Genomic DNA, 15639 nt, shown 5'->3' with positions numbered 1-15639 from the left:
CCAATTTATGGATATTCCGGTACAGAGCTCGCATCCTGCCCGTTCAGGATTATTGCGTGATACAGGAGTCACTATGAAAGAGCCCTCCGCTCATCAAGATGTCAGACTGGATAAATGGCTGTGGGCAGCCCGCTTTTATAAAACGCGGGCATTGGCCAGAGAGATGATCGAAGGTGGCAAGGTCCATTACAACGGTCAGCGCAGTAAACCTGGGAAACATGTGGAGCTCGATGCCGAACTGATTTTACGTCAGGGTAATGATCTACGCACTGTGATTATTACTGGCATCACTGATCGCCGAGGTAGCGCCGCCGATGCTCAACAGCTTTATCGCGAAACCGCAGAAAGTATACAGAAGCGCGAATCCGTAGCGCTGGCGCGTAAACAGCATGCCCTGACCATGCCACACCCGGACCGGCGGCCCGATAAGAAAGAGCGCCGAGACCTGATAAAATTTAAATTCACAGGGGATGCCTAGTCACCTGTTTTACTGAGAGAAGCTTATGCCTGTACAAGATCAACTTCATCGTTTTTTGTTCAAAAATGTCGCGGTTCGTGGAGAACTGGTCAATGTTTCACAGACCCTGCAGGAAATAACCCGCGGCCATGATTATCCACAACCGGTACAGGCACTGTTGGGCGAAATGCTGGTTGCCACCAGTCTGATGACGGCGACACTGAAATTTGAAGGGGACATCACCGTACAGCTACAGGGAGACGGCCCCCTGTCTATGGCAGTGATTAACGGCAACAACCACCAGCAACTGCGTGGTGTGGCGCGTACCCGTGGTGAAATAGCGCCCGGCAGCACCCTTAAAGAGATGGTCGGTAACGGCTTTCTGATCATCACCATCACGCCAGCCAAAGGCGAGCGCTATCAGGGTGTCGTCGGTCTGGAAGGTGATACGGTGGCTGCTTGCTTGGAAGATTACTTTGCCCGTTCCGAGCAGTTACCGACCCGTATTATTATTCGTCAGAATGAACAGGGTGCCGGTGGGATCCTGCTGCAGGTTCTGCCTGCAGAAGACACCAATGGCGAAGAGTTCGAACACCTAGCGACCTTGGCTGACACGATCAAGCCTGACGAACTAATGAGCCTGTCGGCCACCGATGTGTTATGGCGTCTGTATCACCAGGAAGAGGTCTCCGTCTTCGAGCCGGCTGATATTATTTTTAAATGTACCTGTTCCCGTGAGCGTTGTGGTGATGTGCTGAAAACGGTCGCCGCCGATGAAATCAACCAAATTCTAGAGGAAGACGGTAAAATCGATATGCACTGCGATTACTGCGGTACACACTACATTTACGATGCTGTCGATGTAGAAAAAATCCGTAATAATGCCGTGGACGGTAACGAATCCGTTCACTAATTGATCGGCTGACGCCTGTCCAATACTGCGCGTCAGTCACCCTTCCTTTACGTCGTTATTCATCAACGATGCAATAATCACCGGATAAAATACAATCCGTCTCACAATTTTATTGCTGATTTCTTTCAGAATTATCATCCTGCTGGGTACACTAGTGATCGTTCTCGGCGGAAATCCTTACCCTGCTCCGCCCTTCATGATAATAATACTCACTTGCACGCGCAGCACCGACAGGAGCAATAACATGTCTTCCAGACACGGGAAGCAGCCCGACCTCTCGACCTTAGGCATTCATGACACCACCGAAATTCTGTATAACTCAGATTACGATACCCTGTTTCAGGAAGAAATCCGTCCTGAGTTAGAAGGGTATGAACGCGGAACCCTGACACAGAACGGGGCCGTAGCCGTAGATACTGGCATTTTTACCGGTCGCTCACCGAAGGATAAATATATCGTTCGTGATGCCACCACACAGGACAGTGTCTGGTGGAGTGACAGCAGTAAAGGTAAAAATGATAACCAGCCGATGTCACAGGAGACCTGGCAGGCCCTGAAAAGCTGCGTGACACGGCAGCTCTCAGGGAAACGGTTATTTGTGATTGATGCGTTTTGTGGGGCGAACCCAGACAGCCGGTTAAACGTGCGTTTTGTGACCGAAGTTGCCTGGCAGGCGCATTTTGTCAAAAACATGTTTATTCGCCCGACCACTGAAGAGCTGGCAGAGTTTGAGCCGGATTTTGTGGTGCTGAATGGCGCGCGCTGTACGAACGCCGATTGGCAGTCGCAGGGCTTACACTCTGAAAATTTTGTCGCCTTTAACCTCAGCGAACGTATCCAACTGATCGGCGGAACCTGGTACGGCGGTGAGATGAAAAAAGGCCTGTTTGCGGTGATGAACTACCTGCTCCCGCTGAAAAATATTGCCTCGATGCACTGTTCTGCAAATGTCGGAGAGAAAGGGGATGTTGCGGTGTTCTTCGGCCTATCCGGTACCGGCAAAACCACATTATCCACCGACCCGGCCCGTCAGTTAATCGGCGATGATGAACATGGCTGGGATGATGATGGTGTATTTAACTTTGAAGGCGGCTGCTACGCCAAAACTATTAATCTTTCGCCGCAGGCTGAGCCGGAAATCTATCAAGCCATCCGCCGTGATGCATTACTGGAAAACGTGGTGGTGCGAGAAGATGGCAGTATTGATTTCAGCGACGGTTCGAAGACCGAAAATACCCGTGTCTCCTACCCGATTTACCATATCGATAATATTGTCACGCCAGTATCAAAAGCTGGTCACGCACAGAAAGTGATCTTCCTGACCGCTGATGCTTTCGGTATTTTACCGCCAGTCTCTCGCCTGACACCAGAACAGACCCAGTATCACTTCCTGTCTGGATTTACCGCGAAACTGGCTGGCACAGAGCGTGGTATCGTACAGCCATCGCCGACATTCTCTGCCTGTTTTGGCGCAGCGTTCCTGACATTGCATCCGACCCGTTATGCTGAAGTACTGGTAAAACGTATGCAGGCGGCCGGTGCGGAAGCCTATCTGGTCAATACCGGTTGGAACGGGAAAGGCGAGCGGATTTCGCTGAAGAATACCCGCACTATCATCAATGCGATCCTCAGTGGGGAACTGCAGCAGGCTGCAACCCACACATTGCCAGTGTTTAACCTACAGATCCCACTGGCCTTAGCGGGTATAGATACTGAACTGCTTGACCCACGCAATAGCTGGGCAACTGCAGCGGAATGGCGGAAAAATGCCGAAATCTTGGCCCAGAAGTTTATCAGTAACTTCGAGCAGTATACTGACACGGATACCGGTAAAGCACTGGTGTCGGCGGGCCCGGACCTCGGTTAACCCCTAGAGATACGCGGTTAGCTGTTTTCAGCCATTATTTGGCTGATATTATCCGCAGGCAACCCTGACCGGATGCTGTATTGGTAGGACAGCGGTTATACCTCCCGAGTACAGGATGGTATAACCGCTGAACCTTCTGTCCCAAGGTAGCCGCAGAGCTATTGTTGTCGATATTCCTCGCCAAGTAAGTTCAACAAGAAGCCTTGCAGAACAGATGACCACTACACGGCTATCCAATAACATCAGTGGTTAGTGGCATTCACTATCGGTGCTGGGGGTTCACTGGTCGGAATGGGTAACCAGGCACGGATACGTAATCCCCCCTGCTCACTGCGACCAATCTCCAGCTCACCACGGTGTGCATCAATAATTCGCTGCACAATCGCCAAGCCAAGGCCGGTTCCGCTGGTGCTGCGAGCACTGTCGCCGCGAACAAATGGCTGTAACAGATGTTCAATCTGCTCCGGCTCAATCCCCGGCCCATTATCTTCCACCTGGAACCAAGCACGGTTCAGCTCACGGCCACTGCTGACCTTGATCCAGCCATTACCATAACGGGCTGCATTGACCACCATATTGGCAACCGCACGTTTGATGGATAATGGGTTGATATCCAGCAATAATTCGCTGTCCATCACCGCATTGTCAATTTCACGCTCATAGCCACTTTCTGCGGCCACCACTTCACCCAGCACGGTATTCAAATCGACACGTTCTGTCTGCATCTCCTGGCCGGTACGCAGATAATCAATAAACTGTTCGATAATAGCGTTACACTCTTCGATATCTTTATTGATCGATTCCGAGAGATAACGTTCTTCCTCACCCATCATTTCTGTTGCCAGACGAATACGGGTCAGCGGTGTACGCAGGTCATGACTGACACCGGCCATCAGCAAGGTACGATCGTCGGCCAACTGTTTGATGCCAGCGGCCATCTGATTAAAGGCGCGGGTTACCGAACGGACTTCAGATGCTCCATACTCACGCAGCGGCGGAGGAATAATGCCCTGCCCGACCTGTAGTGCCGCATTTTCCAGTTCCACCAGCGGCCGATTTTGCATTCGGATAAATAACCAAGCCCCACAGATCGCCAGCAACATAATCGCTAAGGTATAGCGGAACAGCGGCGAGAAATCGCCTTGGTGAATTTCGGTCAGTGGCACCCGTACCCAGATATCCGGCGACAACCAGGTTTTCAGCCAGACCACCGGCGAATTTTTATTGACCTCTACCCGGACATCCGTTGGTCCCCCCAGTTGCTGAGCCATCTGGTCACTGAGGAATTCATAGTGCTGTGCCCAACGTAATCCCCCCTCTTCTGCAGCCGCATTGGTATATAAAGAGATCCCCAATTCACGGTAAATCTCGCGGCGAAAGGCCGGGGGAACTTCTAACTGCGTTCCGTCTTCCAGCTGTAATTTATCGGTCATCAGCATTCTGACTTCATATGCCAGAACTTTATTAAACTGCTGCAGACTCGGTAAAATCGCAAAGTTGAGCACCACCAGATAAGTTGTCACCAAGCTGACAAACAGCAGAGTGACAATCAATATCAAGGTGCGAGCAAAAGAGCTGCGTGGCGAGAAGCGGAATCGCTTCATGCTTTACTGCCGTCCGGGACAAACACATAGCCCAGACCCCAGACGGTTTGGATATAACGCGGATGGGCCGGATCTTCTTCCACCATACGACGTAAACGGGAAATTTGGACATCAATGGAGCGTTCCATGGCGCTGTATTCACGACCACGGGCCAGATTCATCAGCTTGTCACGGGACAGCGGCTCGCGTGGGTGGCTGACCAACGCTTTAAGTACCGCGAATTCACCGCTGGTTAATGGCATAGGCTCATCTTCACGGAACATCTCACGGGTACCTAGGTTCAGCTTGAATTTACCAAAGGCAATCACCGCTTCTTCCTGAGAAGGCGCACCCGGCAGTTCGTTAGCCTGACGACGCAGTACTGCACGGATACGGGCCAGTAATTCACGCGGATTAAACGGCTTAGGAATATAGTCATCCGCGCCAATTTCCAGGCCGACGATACGATCCACTTCTTCACCCTTGGCGGTGACCATGATAATCGGCATTGGGTTACTCTGGCTACGCAGACGGCGGCAGATCGACAAACCATCTTCCCCTGGCAACATCAGGTCCAGCACCATGAGATGAAAGGATTCACGTGTCAGTAAACGGTCCATCTGTTCAGCGTTGGCAACACTGCGCACTTGAAAACCCTGTTCCGTCAGATATCTTTCCAGCAATGCCCGCAGGCGCATGTCGTCATCGACGACCAGAACTTTGTAATTTTCCTGCATTTCTTCACTCCCAAAGGCACAATTGCCTGATACGGTATTGTTAAAAAAGATATATTACAGTGACAGTTTATAATGGTTTATATTCTAGCCGAAATTGTTACAAAGCATATTAAACAGCAAGTTAACTCTGTTTTTTGTCCTCCGGCAGCGGAAATCGGTTGAATTTACTCAACCTTTTCTTCTGCGCTTAGTCCTTAGCGGCAGCGGCACCGTTGTTCTGCTGTGGTATTCCCCGCCGGTTGATCGCGGGAAAAGGCTTTTTTATGGCTAACGGAGCACTTTTACTGACAAAGACTGACATCATCTGACGGGCATAGGATGACTTATGAGAACGCCACTGATCACACGTGAAGGCTATCAACGCTTAAAACAGGAACTCGACACCCTATGGCGTGAAGAGCGTCCAGAAGTCACTAAAAAAGTGACCTGGGCTGCCAGCCTTGGCGATCGCAGTGAAAATGCTGATTATCAGTATAACAAAAAGCGGCTGCGGGAAATCGACCGCCGGGTCCGCTACCTAAGAAAGAGTCTCGAAAATTTACGGATTGTCGATTATTCCCCACAACAGGAAGGTAAAGTGTTCTTCGGGGCGCGGGTGGAAGTAGAAAATGATGCTGGGGATATCAAGACCTTCCGTATCGTCGGTTACGATGAAATTTTCGGTCAGAAGAATGCCATTTCTATCGACTCGCCAATGGCCCGAGCGTTACTGAAAAAGCAGGAAGGGGATGCAGCACAGGTCACCACCCCGGCCGGTGAAGTCACTTGGTATATCAATGAAATTGTTTATCCGGACGCAGAGTAGGAATAGTGCCCAAAGCCCGTCCGGTGACTGGCATTTTAAGCGCTCAGTCCGTATAACTGTCCGCTGGAAATTAACCTCGCTGAAACCTGATGCTAAAGATGAAAAATTCGCTAAGCCACATTATTGCCGGTGAACTTCAGGTCCGTGCAGAGCAGGTCGATTCTGCTGTGCGTATGCTGGACGAAGGGAACACCGTGCCGTTTATTGCACGTTATCGTAAGGAAGTGACCGGTGGGCTGGATGATACCCAGTTACGTCAGTTAGAGACACGACTGAGCTATCTGCGCGAGCTCGATGACCGCCGTCAAACTATCCTCCGCTCCATTGATGAGCAGGGAAAAATGACTCCGGCACTGTCCGATGCTCTCAATTCCACCCTCAGTAAGACCGAACTTGAAGATCTCTACCTGCCTTACAAACCAAAGCGGCGCACCCGCGGGCAGATCGCTATCGAAGCAGGCTTGGAACCGTTAGCCACCCTGCTGTGGGAACAGCCGCAGCATGATCCCGATACCGAAGCGCAAGCCTTTGTCGATGCAGACAAAGGGATTACCGATAGCCGTGCAGCATTGGACGGTGCCCGCTACATCCTGATGGAAAAATTCGCCGAAGATGCCGTTCTGCTGGCAAAAGTGCGTAACTACCTGACAAAACACGCCCATCTGGTATCACGAGTGGTGGAAGGTAAAGAAGAGTCTGGCGCTAAATTTCGCGATTATTTCGACCATCACGAACCTCTTTCCTCTGTACCTTCTCACCGTGCGCTGGCCATGTTCCGCGGCCGTAATGAAGGGGTATTACAGCTGTCCCTTAACCCAGACCCGCAGTCTGAAGAGCCGCCACGGGAGAGCTACGGTGAAACCCTGGTTGCCGATCACCTACAGGTTATTTTCAACCAAGCACCGGCGGATCGCTGGCGCAAAACCGTGATCAGCTGGACGTGGCGTATCAAGGTGCTGCTGCACCTGGAAACCGAACTGATGGGCACACTGCGCGAGCGCGCCGAAGATGAAGCCATTAATGTGTTTGCCCGTAACCTCAGCGATCTCCTAATGGCTGCCCCGGCGGGCATGCGTGCCACCATGGGCCTCGATCCCGGCCTACGGACCGGCGTTAAAGTGGCGGTTGTCGATGCCACCGGCAAACTGGTGGCCACCGATACTGTTTACCCACATACTGGACAAGCCAGCAAAGCAGCGGCCAGTGTGGCTGCCCTCTGTGCTCGTCATCAGGTGGAACTGGTGGCGATCGGTAACGGTACCGCTTCCCGCGAAACCGAACGCTTTTATGCCGAATTGCAAAAACTCTATCCGCAGGTCACCGCCCAGAAGGTGATCGTCAGTGAAGCAGGTGCCTCGGTCTATTCGGCTTCCGAACTGGCGGCACTGGAGTTCCCGGACCTGGATGTATCGCTGCGTGGTGCGGTGTCTATTGCCCGTCGTCTGCAGGATCCGCTGGCCGAACTGGTGAAAATCGAACCGAAATCTATCGGTGTTGGTCAGTATCAACATGATGTCAGCCAGAGTCAGCTCGCCAAAAAACTGGATGCGGTGGTCGAGGACTGTGTAAACGCCGTCGGCGTCGATCTCAACACGGCATCCGTGCCCCTACTGACCCGGGTTGCCGGACTGACGCGAATGATGGCGCAGAATATCGTTAACTGGCGTGATGAAAACGGTCAGTTCCGCAACCGTCAGCAACTGCTGAAAGTCAGCCGCTTAGGGCCAAAAGCCTTTGAACAGTGTGCCGGATTCCTGCGTATCGGCCGAGGTGAAAACCCGCTGGATGCCTCAACGGTACACCCGGAAGCGTATCCGGTCGTGGAGCGGATTTTACAGGCTACCGAACAGAGCCTCAGCGATTTGATGGGGAACAGCAGTGCCGTCCGTGCGCTGAATGCCTCACAATTTACCGATGAACGCTTTGGTCTGCCTACGGTCAATGACATCCTGAAAGAGCTGGAAAAGCCGGGCCGTGACCCACGTCCGGAATTTAAAACCGCCACCTTCGCGGAAGGTGTTGAGACGATGTCTGACCTGCAGCCGGGGATGGTATTAGAAGGCTCAGTGACCAACGTCACTAACTTCGGGGCTTTTGTGGATATCGGTGTCCATCAAGATGGTCTGGTCCACATTTCGTCGCTGTCTGACAAATTTGTCGAAGACCCTCATCAAGTGGTGAAAGCTGGGGATATCGTCAAAGTGAAAGTGATGGATATCGACCAGCAACGCAAACGTATTGCCCTGAGCATGCGACTGGATGAACAACCGTCTGAAGCCCGCTCTGCATCACGTAACGGTCCTGCGTCCTCCTCACCGGCACGCACCGCCCGCCCGGCGAAACAGCCCGCGTCTCGGCAAAAACCAGCCGGCAACAGTGCGATGGAGGATGCACTGGCCGCCGCCTTCGGTAAAAAACGCTGATTGACCTGATAGCTCCCGACCTTGGGAGCTATCAGCCATCAGGCTGCGGTGACTTCTTGCGTCAGGGTGATCTCTAGGGACGCTCGATCCGCTAAACTACCTGCTAGTTTCTGAAATGGCGCCGCTTTCTCATGCTTATCCAGATGCTGCTGTGATTGCCAACGCTCCAGCATAATAAACTGCAACGGGTTACTGATATTCTGATGCAGCACATAGGACTCACATCCCGGTTCGCCCTGTACCTCACTGACAGCGGTTTGTAATGCTTGCGCCACCGTCTTTTCTTCACCGGCATGTGCGGTGATCACGGCGATAACGTTAATGACCTGACTCATATCGGACCTTCTTGGTTACAGGAAAGGATCCCGGCAGCATTTCCGGGAGGGGTCATTGCAGTATGCGACGGTAATAGGGAGAAAAACAGTCTCGCGGCGGCAGAATGGCACCCAAGGTGAAAAACGGGTGCCGAACAGATTATTTATAGACTTCCGCGGTGGCGCTGATACGCCCGTGCTCACGTCCAGCGATCACTTTAAAATAGCGACCACCTTTTTCATCAGCCAGTTTTGACAGATGCGCCTTCGCATCCATCGGTGAAGTGGTGGCCGCCGTCGTTGAGACAGTGCCAATTTTTTCCAAATGCTGGCTGTCGATATCAGCCTGAGTGATTTCTTTTGCAGCCAATGCCGGTAAAGAAACGGTACCAGCGATCAGGGCGGTGACGATCAGGATTGTCAGTTTCATCATTATTATTCTCTGCGCAAAGGATAGATTACCCGCTCAACGCGTCGATTCTCCCTACAGGAAAGTCCACGCATCTTCAGCGGACCAGAGGTAGACAAAAAACACTCACTAACAGAAATAGCCCCGCTTTAGTTAATGGGCCACTGCCCAACACCGCTATTTATCAAATTTGTGAGAAGTCCGTCAAAATTTGGCTGAAAAAGTCAGGATGAGAGATAAAAGGCGCATGACCGGCTTTCGGGATCACCACCGAATGACCGTTCCCGCTGAGTGTATCCACTCGCGGCACAATGTCTCGTGGAACCAGTGCATCCAGAGCACCGTAAATCCGCAATGAGGGTACTGAAATCTCTGCCAGCCGAGGACGAAAGTCCGTGTTCTGTAACAGGCTCAGCCCGGCATTCAACACTCTAACCTCAGGCAGTGGCTGAGTTAATACCGCCTCCCGCAATGCTACCGCATCTTGACGAGCAGAAGGTGTTCCCAGGGTCTGTAACGCCATAAAGCGTTCGACCGTTTTTTCAAAGTGCTGGCTGAGCTGGTGTTCAAAACCTAACAGCACCGATGGCCGGATACCCGGCCAGTCTCCCTGTGCAGCAAAACAGGGAGAAGTCGCCGCCATGATCAAACCTTGCAGTCGCTGTGGAACCTGCAGGGCCAACTGAGTTGCCACCAGCCCCCCTAGGGACCAGCCGAGTACCAGTGAGCCTTCCGGTAACTGGGGGAGTAACGCTTCGCAGAGTGCGGGCAGGGTGAGCGCCGGGGTATCACGACTGCGTCCGTACCCGGGCAAATCGACCAGATGCAGACGAAAATGCGGGCAAAGCCGCGTCAGGATGCCACGCCAGACTTCAGAATTCATCCCCCAGCCGTGCAATAGCACAAGATCGCGTTTTCCCTCTCCACAGGTGTGCCAATAAAGGGACATGATGGCCAAACTCCGTCAAATAAAAGAGAGCATAGCATGTTCATTTTCAGGACAAATTGCTGGCTGTGCCAGTTACCGGTGGTGGCACAGGGGCGCGGGATTTGCAGCTTCTGTCTACGCCAGTTACCGTCAATGGGCTCACTCTGTAGCCGCTGTGGCCTGCCGGCTGCCCCGAAGACCCGAGAATGTGGTCGCTGTGTACAGAAGCCGCCCCCTTGGCAAACGCTAATCTGTGCCAACGGTTACCAGCCCCCCCTGAGCCGGCTTTTGCATCAATTTAAATTTTCCGGAAATACCGCACTGGCGGTGATGTTGGCAAAACTGATTTTGCTAAGCTGGCTACAGCAGCGCAGAATCTACGGTCTACCACGACCAGACCTGATCCTCAGCTCACCCCTTCACCCTCAGCGGTTATGGTCACGGGGCTATAATCAGTCTGAGCTGCTGGCTAAGCCGCTGTCGCACTGGCTTTCCTGCCACTATGCACCGGATGCTCTGCTACGGGTACGTAAAACCGCCGTCCAGCATCGCCTTAACCATCGGCAGAGACAACGTAACTTGCATCAGGCGTTCAGGGTCACCCAGGACCTCTCCGGATTGAAAGTGGTGCTGATAGACGATGTCGTAACCAGTGGCAGCACTGCCGCGGAAATTACCCGCCGACTTCAGCAGGCAGGCGCGGCGATGATTCAGGTGTGGTGCCTGTGTCGTACCTTGTAGAGTCACGGTGATGGGCGTATTATCACCTACTGTTTCAGTCAACTATTGAGCCATACTATGATCCGTATTACTGATACTGCCCAGGAGCATTTTGTTAAGCTGCTCGCCAAACAGGAAGAAGGCACCCAGATCCGTGTTTTCGTGATCAATCCGGGAACCCCGGGCGCGGAATGCGGAGTCTCTTATTGCCCACCGGATGCGGTAGAAACTACCGATACCGAGCTGAAATATGAGCATCTGATTGCTTATGTTGATGAGTTGAGCGCTCCTTATCTGGAAGACGCAGAAATCGACTTTGTGACCGACAATCTGGGTTCACAACTGACCCTGAAAGCGCCCAATGCCAAAATGCGTAAAGTGGCCGATGATGCGCCATTAGCGGAACGCGTGGAGTACATGCTGCAGGCGCAGATTAACCCGCAGTTAGCCAGCCACGGTGGTAAAGTCTCGCTGATGGAAATCACCGACGACGGCTATGTGATCCTGCAATTCGGCGGGGGCTGCAATGGTTGTTCCATGGTCGATGTGACCTTGAAAGAAGGGATCGAGAAAGAACTGCTGACCACCTTCCCAGAGCTGAAAGGGGTCCGTGATTTGACCGAGCACCAGCCCGGCGAACACTCCTATTACTGATAGACCGTTTATCCATCGCCTTGTGCGGTGGATAAACGTTATGGGTTAGCACAGTACCAACTGTACCTTCTGCTGGTTAATCACCTTCAGTAATTCTTCCGGCGGCTGTTTATCGGTATACAGACTATCCACCATGCCGATATTTCCTAGGCTTACCATCGCATTACGTCCAAATTTGGAATGGTCAGTAACCAGCATCACATTACGGGAGTTCTCAATGATCGCCTGCTTAGTACGGACTTCATGATAGTCAAACTCCAGCAGTGTGCCGTCCCGGTCAATACCACTGATGCCGAGGATACCGTAGTCGAGGCGGAACTGAGAAATAAAGTCCATGGTCGCCTCGCCAATAATACCGCCATCCCGTGAACGCACATCACCACCTGCCAAGATCACACGGAATTCCGGTTTCGCCATCAATAACACCGCGACATTCAGGTTATTAGTGACCACCTGCAAACGTTGATGGTTCAACAGCGCATGTGCAACCGCTTCTGGGGTCGTACCGATATCGATAAATAGGGTTGCCCCTTCCGGGATCTGCGCCGCAACGCTGCGGGCGATACGTGCTTTCTGTTCAGAAAACATCATGCGCCGATCATGCCAAGCAGTGTTCTCTGCACTGGAAGGCAATGCCGCCCCACCGTGATGACGCTGGATCTGATTCTGCTCTGCCAGATCATTCAGGTCTCGGCGAATCGTCTGCGGGCTAACCGAAAAATGCTCAACCAGCTCTTCGGTACTCACATAACCCTGACGTTTGACCATTTCAATAATCACATCATGGCGTTGAGTCTGCTTCACTCTGCTCTCCCCGACAGGTTTTCCCTGCATACTCTGTTAACGTTTATGCCGTTTTGCAGCGGCTTGACTATCAGTAAAGGCCATGGCCAGACCGACCAGTAGCCCAGTAAAGTGCGCCATATTAGCAATATCCATACCGAACATACCGTAGTAGCCCACCACCAACCACAGGATCGAGAACACAATCAGACCTCGTTCCAAGAAGACGCCGCTTTGTGGATCACGTTCACCCCGCAACCAACAATAGCCCATCAGCGCATAGACGACACCGGATAACCCACCAAACCAGATGCCACTGTATTTCGCCTGCATCCAGCCACTGAGTAAGGCGGAGATCAGCGCGATCACAAATAGCTTTCCGCTACCGAGACGTTTTTCGACCAACCCGCCCAAGTACCACCACCACAACAGGTTGAACACGATATGCAGCAGCGAGAAATGCAGAAATGCATGGCTGACCCAACGCCAGACCTGAAAATACTGATCCGGGCCATCTGGCCAAGATAACCAGCGTAATACGGTTTCATCCCCGAGGATCTGCATCAGAATAAACACTGCGATACAGATAACCATCACACCCAGGGTCAGCGGACCGGCACGTTCACGGATATTGCGCCAGAACTGCCCGCGTGGATAGGACATCTGTAAGCCTTTACCGCCACTCTTCCAACTGGCTTCCTGATAACGCGGATGGTTAGGATCTTGGAGAAAACGGCTTAACTCAGTTTCGGTTAACGTCAGTTGCTGCCCATCATCCAGCCATAACAGATAATGTTGCTGCTGTGGTTCAAGATGTAATGTCACGCCACGGGTAGCCATATAATCGACAAATGCTTGCGCCATCCGTGGATTCGAAAACTGTGTAATACATTTCATGAAGGTGCCCCAGGTTGCTGCTACTCGTGGGTGAGTTCGGAACGGATCTGCGCCGGAAAAGCAATACGCCACGCATCAAAGCCACCATCCACGCTATAGACCTGATCAAACCCTTGGTTAATCAGATACTGTGCCGCCCCTTTACTGCTGTTGCCGTGGTAACAGAGCACCAATACAGGCTGGTCAAAATCCGCTTTTTCCATAAACGCATTCATAGTGCCGTTAGTCAGATGAAACGCCTCTGCCACATGTGCGGCCTCGAAACTCTGCGGATCGCGGATATCCACCAGCACCGCTCCCTGCTGTAACAGGCTGTCGGCTTGCAGGACATTAATACATTCGTAGGTTTCCATTTCATATTCTCTAATTAAATCAGCTCACAGTCGTCCATTGTAACCTGATCTGGCCCTTCCGATAATCGGATAAAAATAGCGGTGCTGCTTTTTTGTTGTGCGGTTATGTTACCTGTATCACGCTAAATTGTTTTAAATAGGTTAATTATTGGCATGTATGTTTGTTTTCGATTACTATTACGTTCGAAAACGAACATAACGATGATTATTCCGAACACCGGAGGAAGAAACGTGGAAACCAAAGATCTGATCGTCATCGGCGGGGGTATCAACGGTGCAGGGATTGCAGCAGATGCTGCAGGACGCGGCCTGTCGGTGTTGATGCTGGAAGCCAGGGACTTTGCGTGCGCGACGTCCTCTGCCAGTTCAAAATTGATCCATGGCGGGCTACGCTATCTGGAACATCATGAATTCCGTCTGGTCAGTGAAGCCCTAGCAGAACGCGAAGTACTGCTGAAAATGGCCCCTCACTTGGCGTTCCCAATGCGTTTTCGCCTGCCGCATCGTCCGCATCTGCGTCCAGCATGGATGATCCGTATGGGACTGTTTCTGTACGATCATTTAGGTAAACGAACCAGTTTACCTGCCAGCCAAGGGATCCGCTTTGGCCGTGACTCGGTACTGAAACCCGAAATCACTCGCGGTTTTGAATACTCTGATTGCTGGGTTGATGATGCCCGCATGGTCGTGGCAAATGCTCAATCAGTGATCGAACACGGCGGTGAAGTCAAATCCCACACTCGAGTTACCCGTGCTTGGCGGGAAAACGGCCTGTGGATTGTCGAAGCAGAAAATACTGATAACGGTGAACAGCTCCGCTGGCAGGCGAAGGGATTGGTGAATGCCGCTGGGCCATGGGTGAAAGAGTTCTTTGATGACAGCCTGAAGATCAAGTCTCCGTACGGGATCCGCCTGATCAAAGGTAGCCATATTGTGGTACCGCGGGTGCATACCGGCAAAGAAGCTTATATCTTACAGAATGAAGATCACCGTATCGTATTCGTGATCCCGTGGATGGATGAGTTCTCGATTATCGGCACCACCGATGTCGAATATCATGGCGATCCGAAACAGGTTGCCATTGAAGAAAAAGAGATCGACTACCTGCTGACAGTGTTTAATGTCCATTTCCGCCAGAATCTGACGGCGGAAGACATTGTCTGGACGTATTCCGGTGTACGCCCGCTGTGTGATGATGAATCGGACTCACCGCAGGCAATTACCCGTGATTACACCCTGGATGTCCATGATGATCAGGGTAAAGCACCGCTACTATCAGTATTTGGCGGTAAGCTGACCACCTACCGTAAGCTGGCTGAACATGCGATGGAAAAATTGGCGAAATATTACCCCAATGCTGGCCCGGCTTGGACCAAACAGAGTGTGCTACCGGGTGGCCACTTCTCCGGCAGCCGTGAGGATTTTGCCGCTAGCCTACGCAGACGCTATCCGTTTATCAGCGCCTCCATGGCAATGCACTATGCTCGTACGTATGGCAGTAATACTGAAAAATTGCTCGGCGATGCGCAGTCGCTTGACGATCTGGGCGAGAATTTCGGTCATGAATTCTATGAAGCTGAGTTGCGCTATCTGGTCGATCATGAATGGGTGTATGGTCTGGATGACGCTATCTGGCGTCGAACCAAACAAGGTATGTGGCTGACAGAACCGCAACAAGCGCGTATCAGTGAGTGGCTGAGTTCACAGCATGCCCCAGTGTCGGTACCGCCATTGGTGACCCCACAGCCAGTGAGTGAAATCTAATCGATTCACACAAAAAAGGCGGCACCCGTGCC

16 protein-coding genes are annotated in these 15639 nt (G+C 52.1%); 8 read left to right on the top strand and 8 right to left on the bottom strand.

Annotated elements, in window-relative coordinates; translation table 11 throughout:
- The first annotated feature begins 73 nt into the window (after window positions 1-73).
- The 3 genes from hslR (at window position 74) to pckA (ending at window position 3237) form a co-directional block, all read left to right on the top strand.
- Entirely contained in the window at window positions 74-478 is a 405-nt protein-coding gene (hslR, locus tag DW47_RS0105450) for a ribosome-associated heat shock protein Hsp15 (RefSeq protein ID WP_029685373.1), read from the top strand.
- Window positions 479-503: 25 nt separating this feature from the next.
- Window positions 504-1370 (top strand): Hsp33 family molecular chaperone HslO, encoded by an 867-nt coding sequence (gene hslO, locus DW47_RS0105445; protein WP_029685372.1) that lies wholly within the window; start codon window positions 504-506, stop codon window positions 1368-1370.
- Between the two features lie 244 nt (window positions 1371-1614).
- Window positions 1615-3237 carry a phosphoenolpyruvate carboxykinase (ATP) gene (gene pckA / locus DW47_RS0105440; protein ID WP_029685371.1) on the top strand — a complete coding sequence of 541 codons (1623 nt, stop codon included), beginning with the start codon at window positions 1615-1617 and terminating at the stop codon, window positions 3235-3237.
- 242 nt (window positions 3238-3479) lie between these two features.
- Here pckA and envZ read toward each other — a convergent pair whose 3' ends face one another.
- Both envZ and ompR read right to left on the bottom strand, forming a co-directional pair.
- A complete protein-coding gene (gene envZ / locus DW47_RS0105435; RefSeq protein ID WP_029685370.1) occupies window positions 3480-4841 on the bottom strand; it encodes a two-component system sensor histidine kinase EnvZ in 1362 nt (453 codons plus the stop codon).
- Window positions 4838-5557, bottom strand: a complete 720-nt coding sequence (gene ompR, locus DW47_RS0105430) for an osmolarity response regulator transcription factor OmpR (RefSeq protein WP_025901501.1) — start codon at window positions 5555-5557, stop codon at window positions 4838-4840. The genes envZ and ompR overlap by 4 nt, the downstream gene beginning before the upstream one ends.
- Before the next feature lie 325 nt (window positions 5558-5882).
- Between ompR and greB the strand changes: the two genes are divergently transcribed.
- On the top strand, window positions 5883-6362 hold the full coding sequence (greB, locus tag DW47_RS0105425) for a transcription elongation factor GreB (protein WP_029685369.1): 480 nt from the start codon (window positions 5883-5885) through the stop codon (window positions 6360-6362).
- Between the two features lie 98 nt (window positions 6363-6460).
- On the top strand, window positions 6461-8785 hold the full coding sequence (locus DW47_RS0105420; RefSeq protein ID WP_029685368.1) for a Tex family protein: 2325 nt from the start codon (window positions 6461-6463) through the stop codon (window positions 8783-8785).
- 38 nt (window positions 8786-8823) lie between these two features.
- Here the strand turns inward: DW47_RS0105420 and DW47_RS0105415 are convergent, their stop codons facing one another.
- The 3 genes from DW47_RS0105415 to bioH all read right to left on the bottom strand — a co-directional run bounded on the left by DW47_RS0105415 (window position 8824) and on the right by bioH (window position 10460).
- Window positions 8824-9120: a putative quinol monooxygenase gene (locus DW47_RS0105415; protein ID WP_029685367.1), complete on the bottom strand. Its 297-nt coding sequence runs from the start codon at window positions 9118-9120 to the stop codon at window positions 8824-8826.
- A gap of 139 nt (window positions 9121-9259) precedes the next feature.
- Window positions 9260-9529: a YdgH/BhsA/McbA-like domain containing protein gene (locus tag DW47_RS0105410; protein WP_029685366.1), complete on the bottom strand. Its 270-nt coding sequence runs from the start codon at window positions 9527-9529 to the stop codon at window positions 9260-9262.
- Between the two features lie 163 nt (window positions 9530-9692).
- Window positions 9693-10460 (bottom strand): pimeloyl-ACP methyl ester esterase BioH, encoded by a 768-nt coding sequence (gene bioH / locus DW47_RS0105405; protein WP_029685365.1) that lies wholly within the window; start codon window positions 10458-10460, stop codon window positions 9693-9695.
- A gap of 33 nt (window positions 10461-10493) precedes the next feature.
- Here bioH and gntX point away from each other — a divergent pair, with 33 nt between their 5' ends.
- Both gntX and nfuA read left to right on the top strand, forming a co-directional pair.
- Complete coding sequence (gene gntX, locus DW47_RS0105400) at window positions 10494-11177, top strand: DNA utilization protein GntX (protein ID WP_029685364.1); 684 nt, start codon at window positions 10494-10496, stop codon at window positions 11175-11177.
- Between the two features lie 57 nt (window positions 11178-11234).
- Window positions 11235-11810: a Fe-S biogenesis protein NfuA gene (gene nfuA / locus DW47_RS0105395; RefSeq protein WP_029685363.1), complete on the top strand. Its 576-nt coding sequence runs from the start codon at window positions 11235-11237 to the stop codon at window positions 11808-11810.
- 45 nt (window positions 11811-11855) lie between these two features.
- Here nfuA and DW47_RS0105390 read toward each other — a convergent pair whose 3' ends face one another.
- Genes DW47_RS0105390 through glpE form a run of 3 tightly spaced genes read right to left on the bottom strand, consistent with a single transcriptional unit; the run spans window position 11856 to window position 13843 of the window.
- A complete protein-coding gene (locus DW47_RS0105390; RefSeq protein WP_029685362.1) occupies window positions 11856-12614 on the bottom strand; it encodes a DeoR/GlpR family transcriptional regulator in 759 nt (252 codons plus the stop codon).
- A gap of 36 nt (window positions 12615-12650) precedes the next feature.
- Entirely contained in the window at window positions 12651-13490 is an 840-nt protein-coding gene (gene glpG / locus DW47_RS0105385; protein ID WP_029685361.1) for a rhomboid family intramembrane serine protease GlpG, read from the bottom strand.
- A 20-nt stretch (window positions 13491-13510) separates the two neighbouring features.
- Window positions 13511-13843 (bottom strand): thiosulfate sulfurtransferase GlpE, encoded by a 333-nt coding sequence (glpE, locus tag DW47_RS0105380; RefSeq protein ID WP_029685360.1) that lies wholly within the window; start codon window positions 13841-13843, stop codon window positions 13511-13513.
- Window positions 13844-14074: 231 nt separating this feature from the next.
- On the opposite strand from glpE, the gene glpD reads away from it, so the two are divergent.
- Window positions 14075-15607: a glycerol-3-phosphate dehydrogenase gene (gene glpD / locus DW47_RS0105375; RefSeq protein ID WP_051150834.1), complete on the top strand. Its 1533-nt coding sequence runs from the start codon at window positions 14075-14077 to the stop codon at window positions 15605-15607.
- Window positions 15608-15639 lie beyond the last annotated feature (32 nt).

Source organism: Tatumella saanichensis, assembly GCF_000439375.1.
In the GTDB taxonomy this organism is placed as follows: domain Bacteria; phylum Pseudomonadota; class Gammaproteobacteria; order Enterobacterales; family Enterobacteriaceae; genus Tatumella; species Tatumella saanichensis.
Note: the sequence above shows the minus strand (reverse complement) of the source record. Positions and strands in the feature narration are given on the sequence as shown.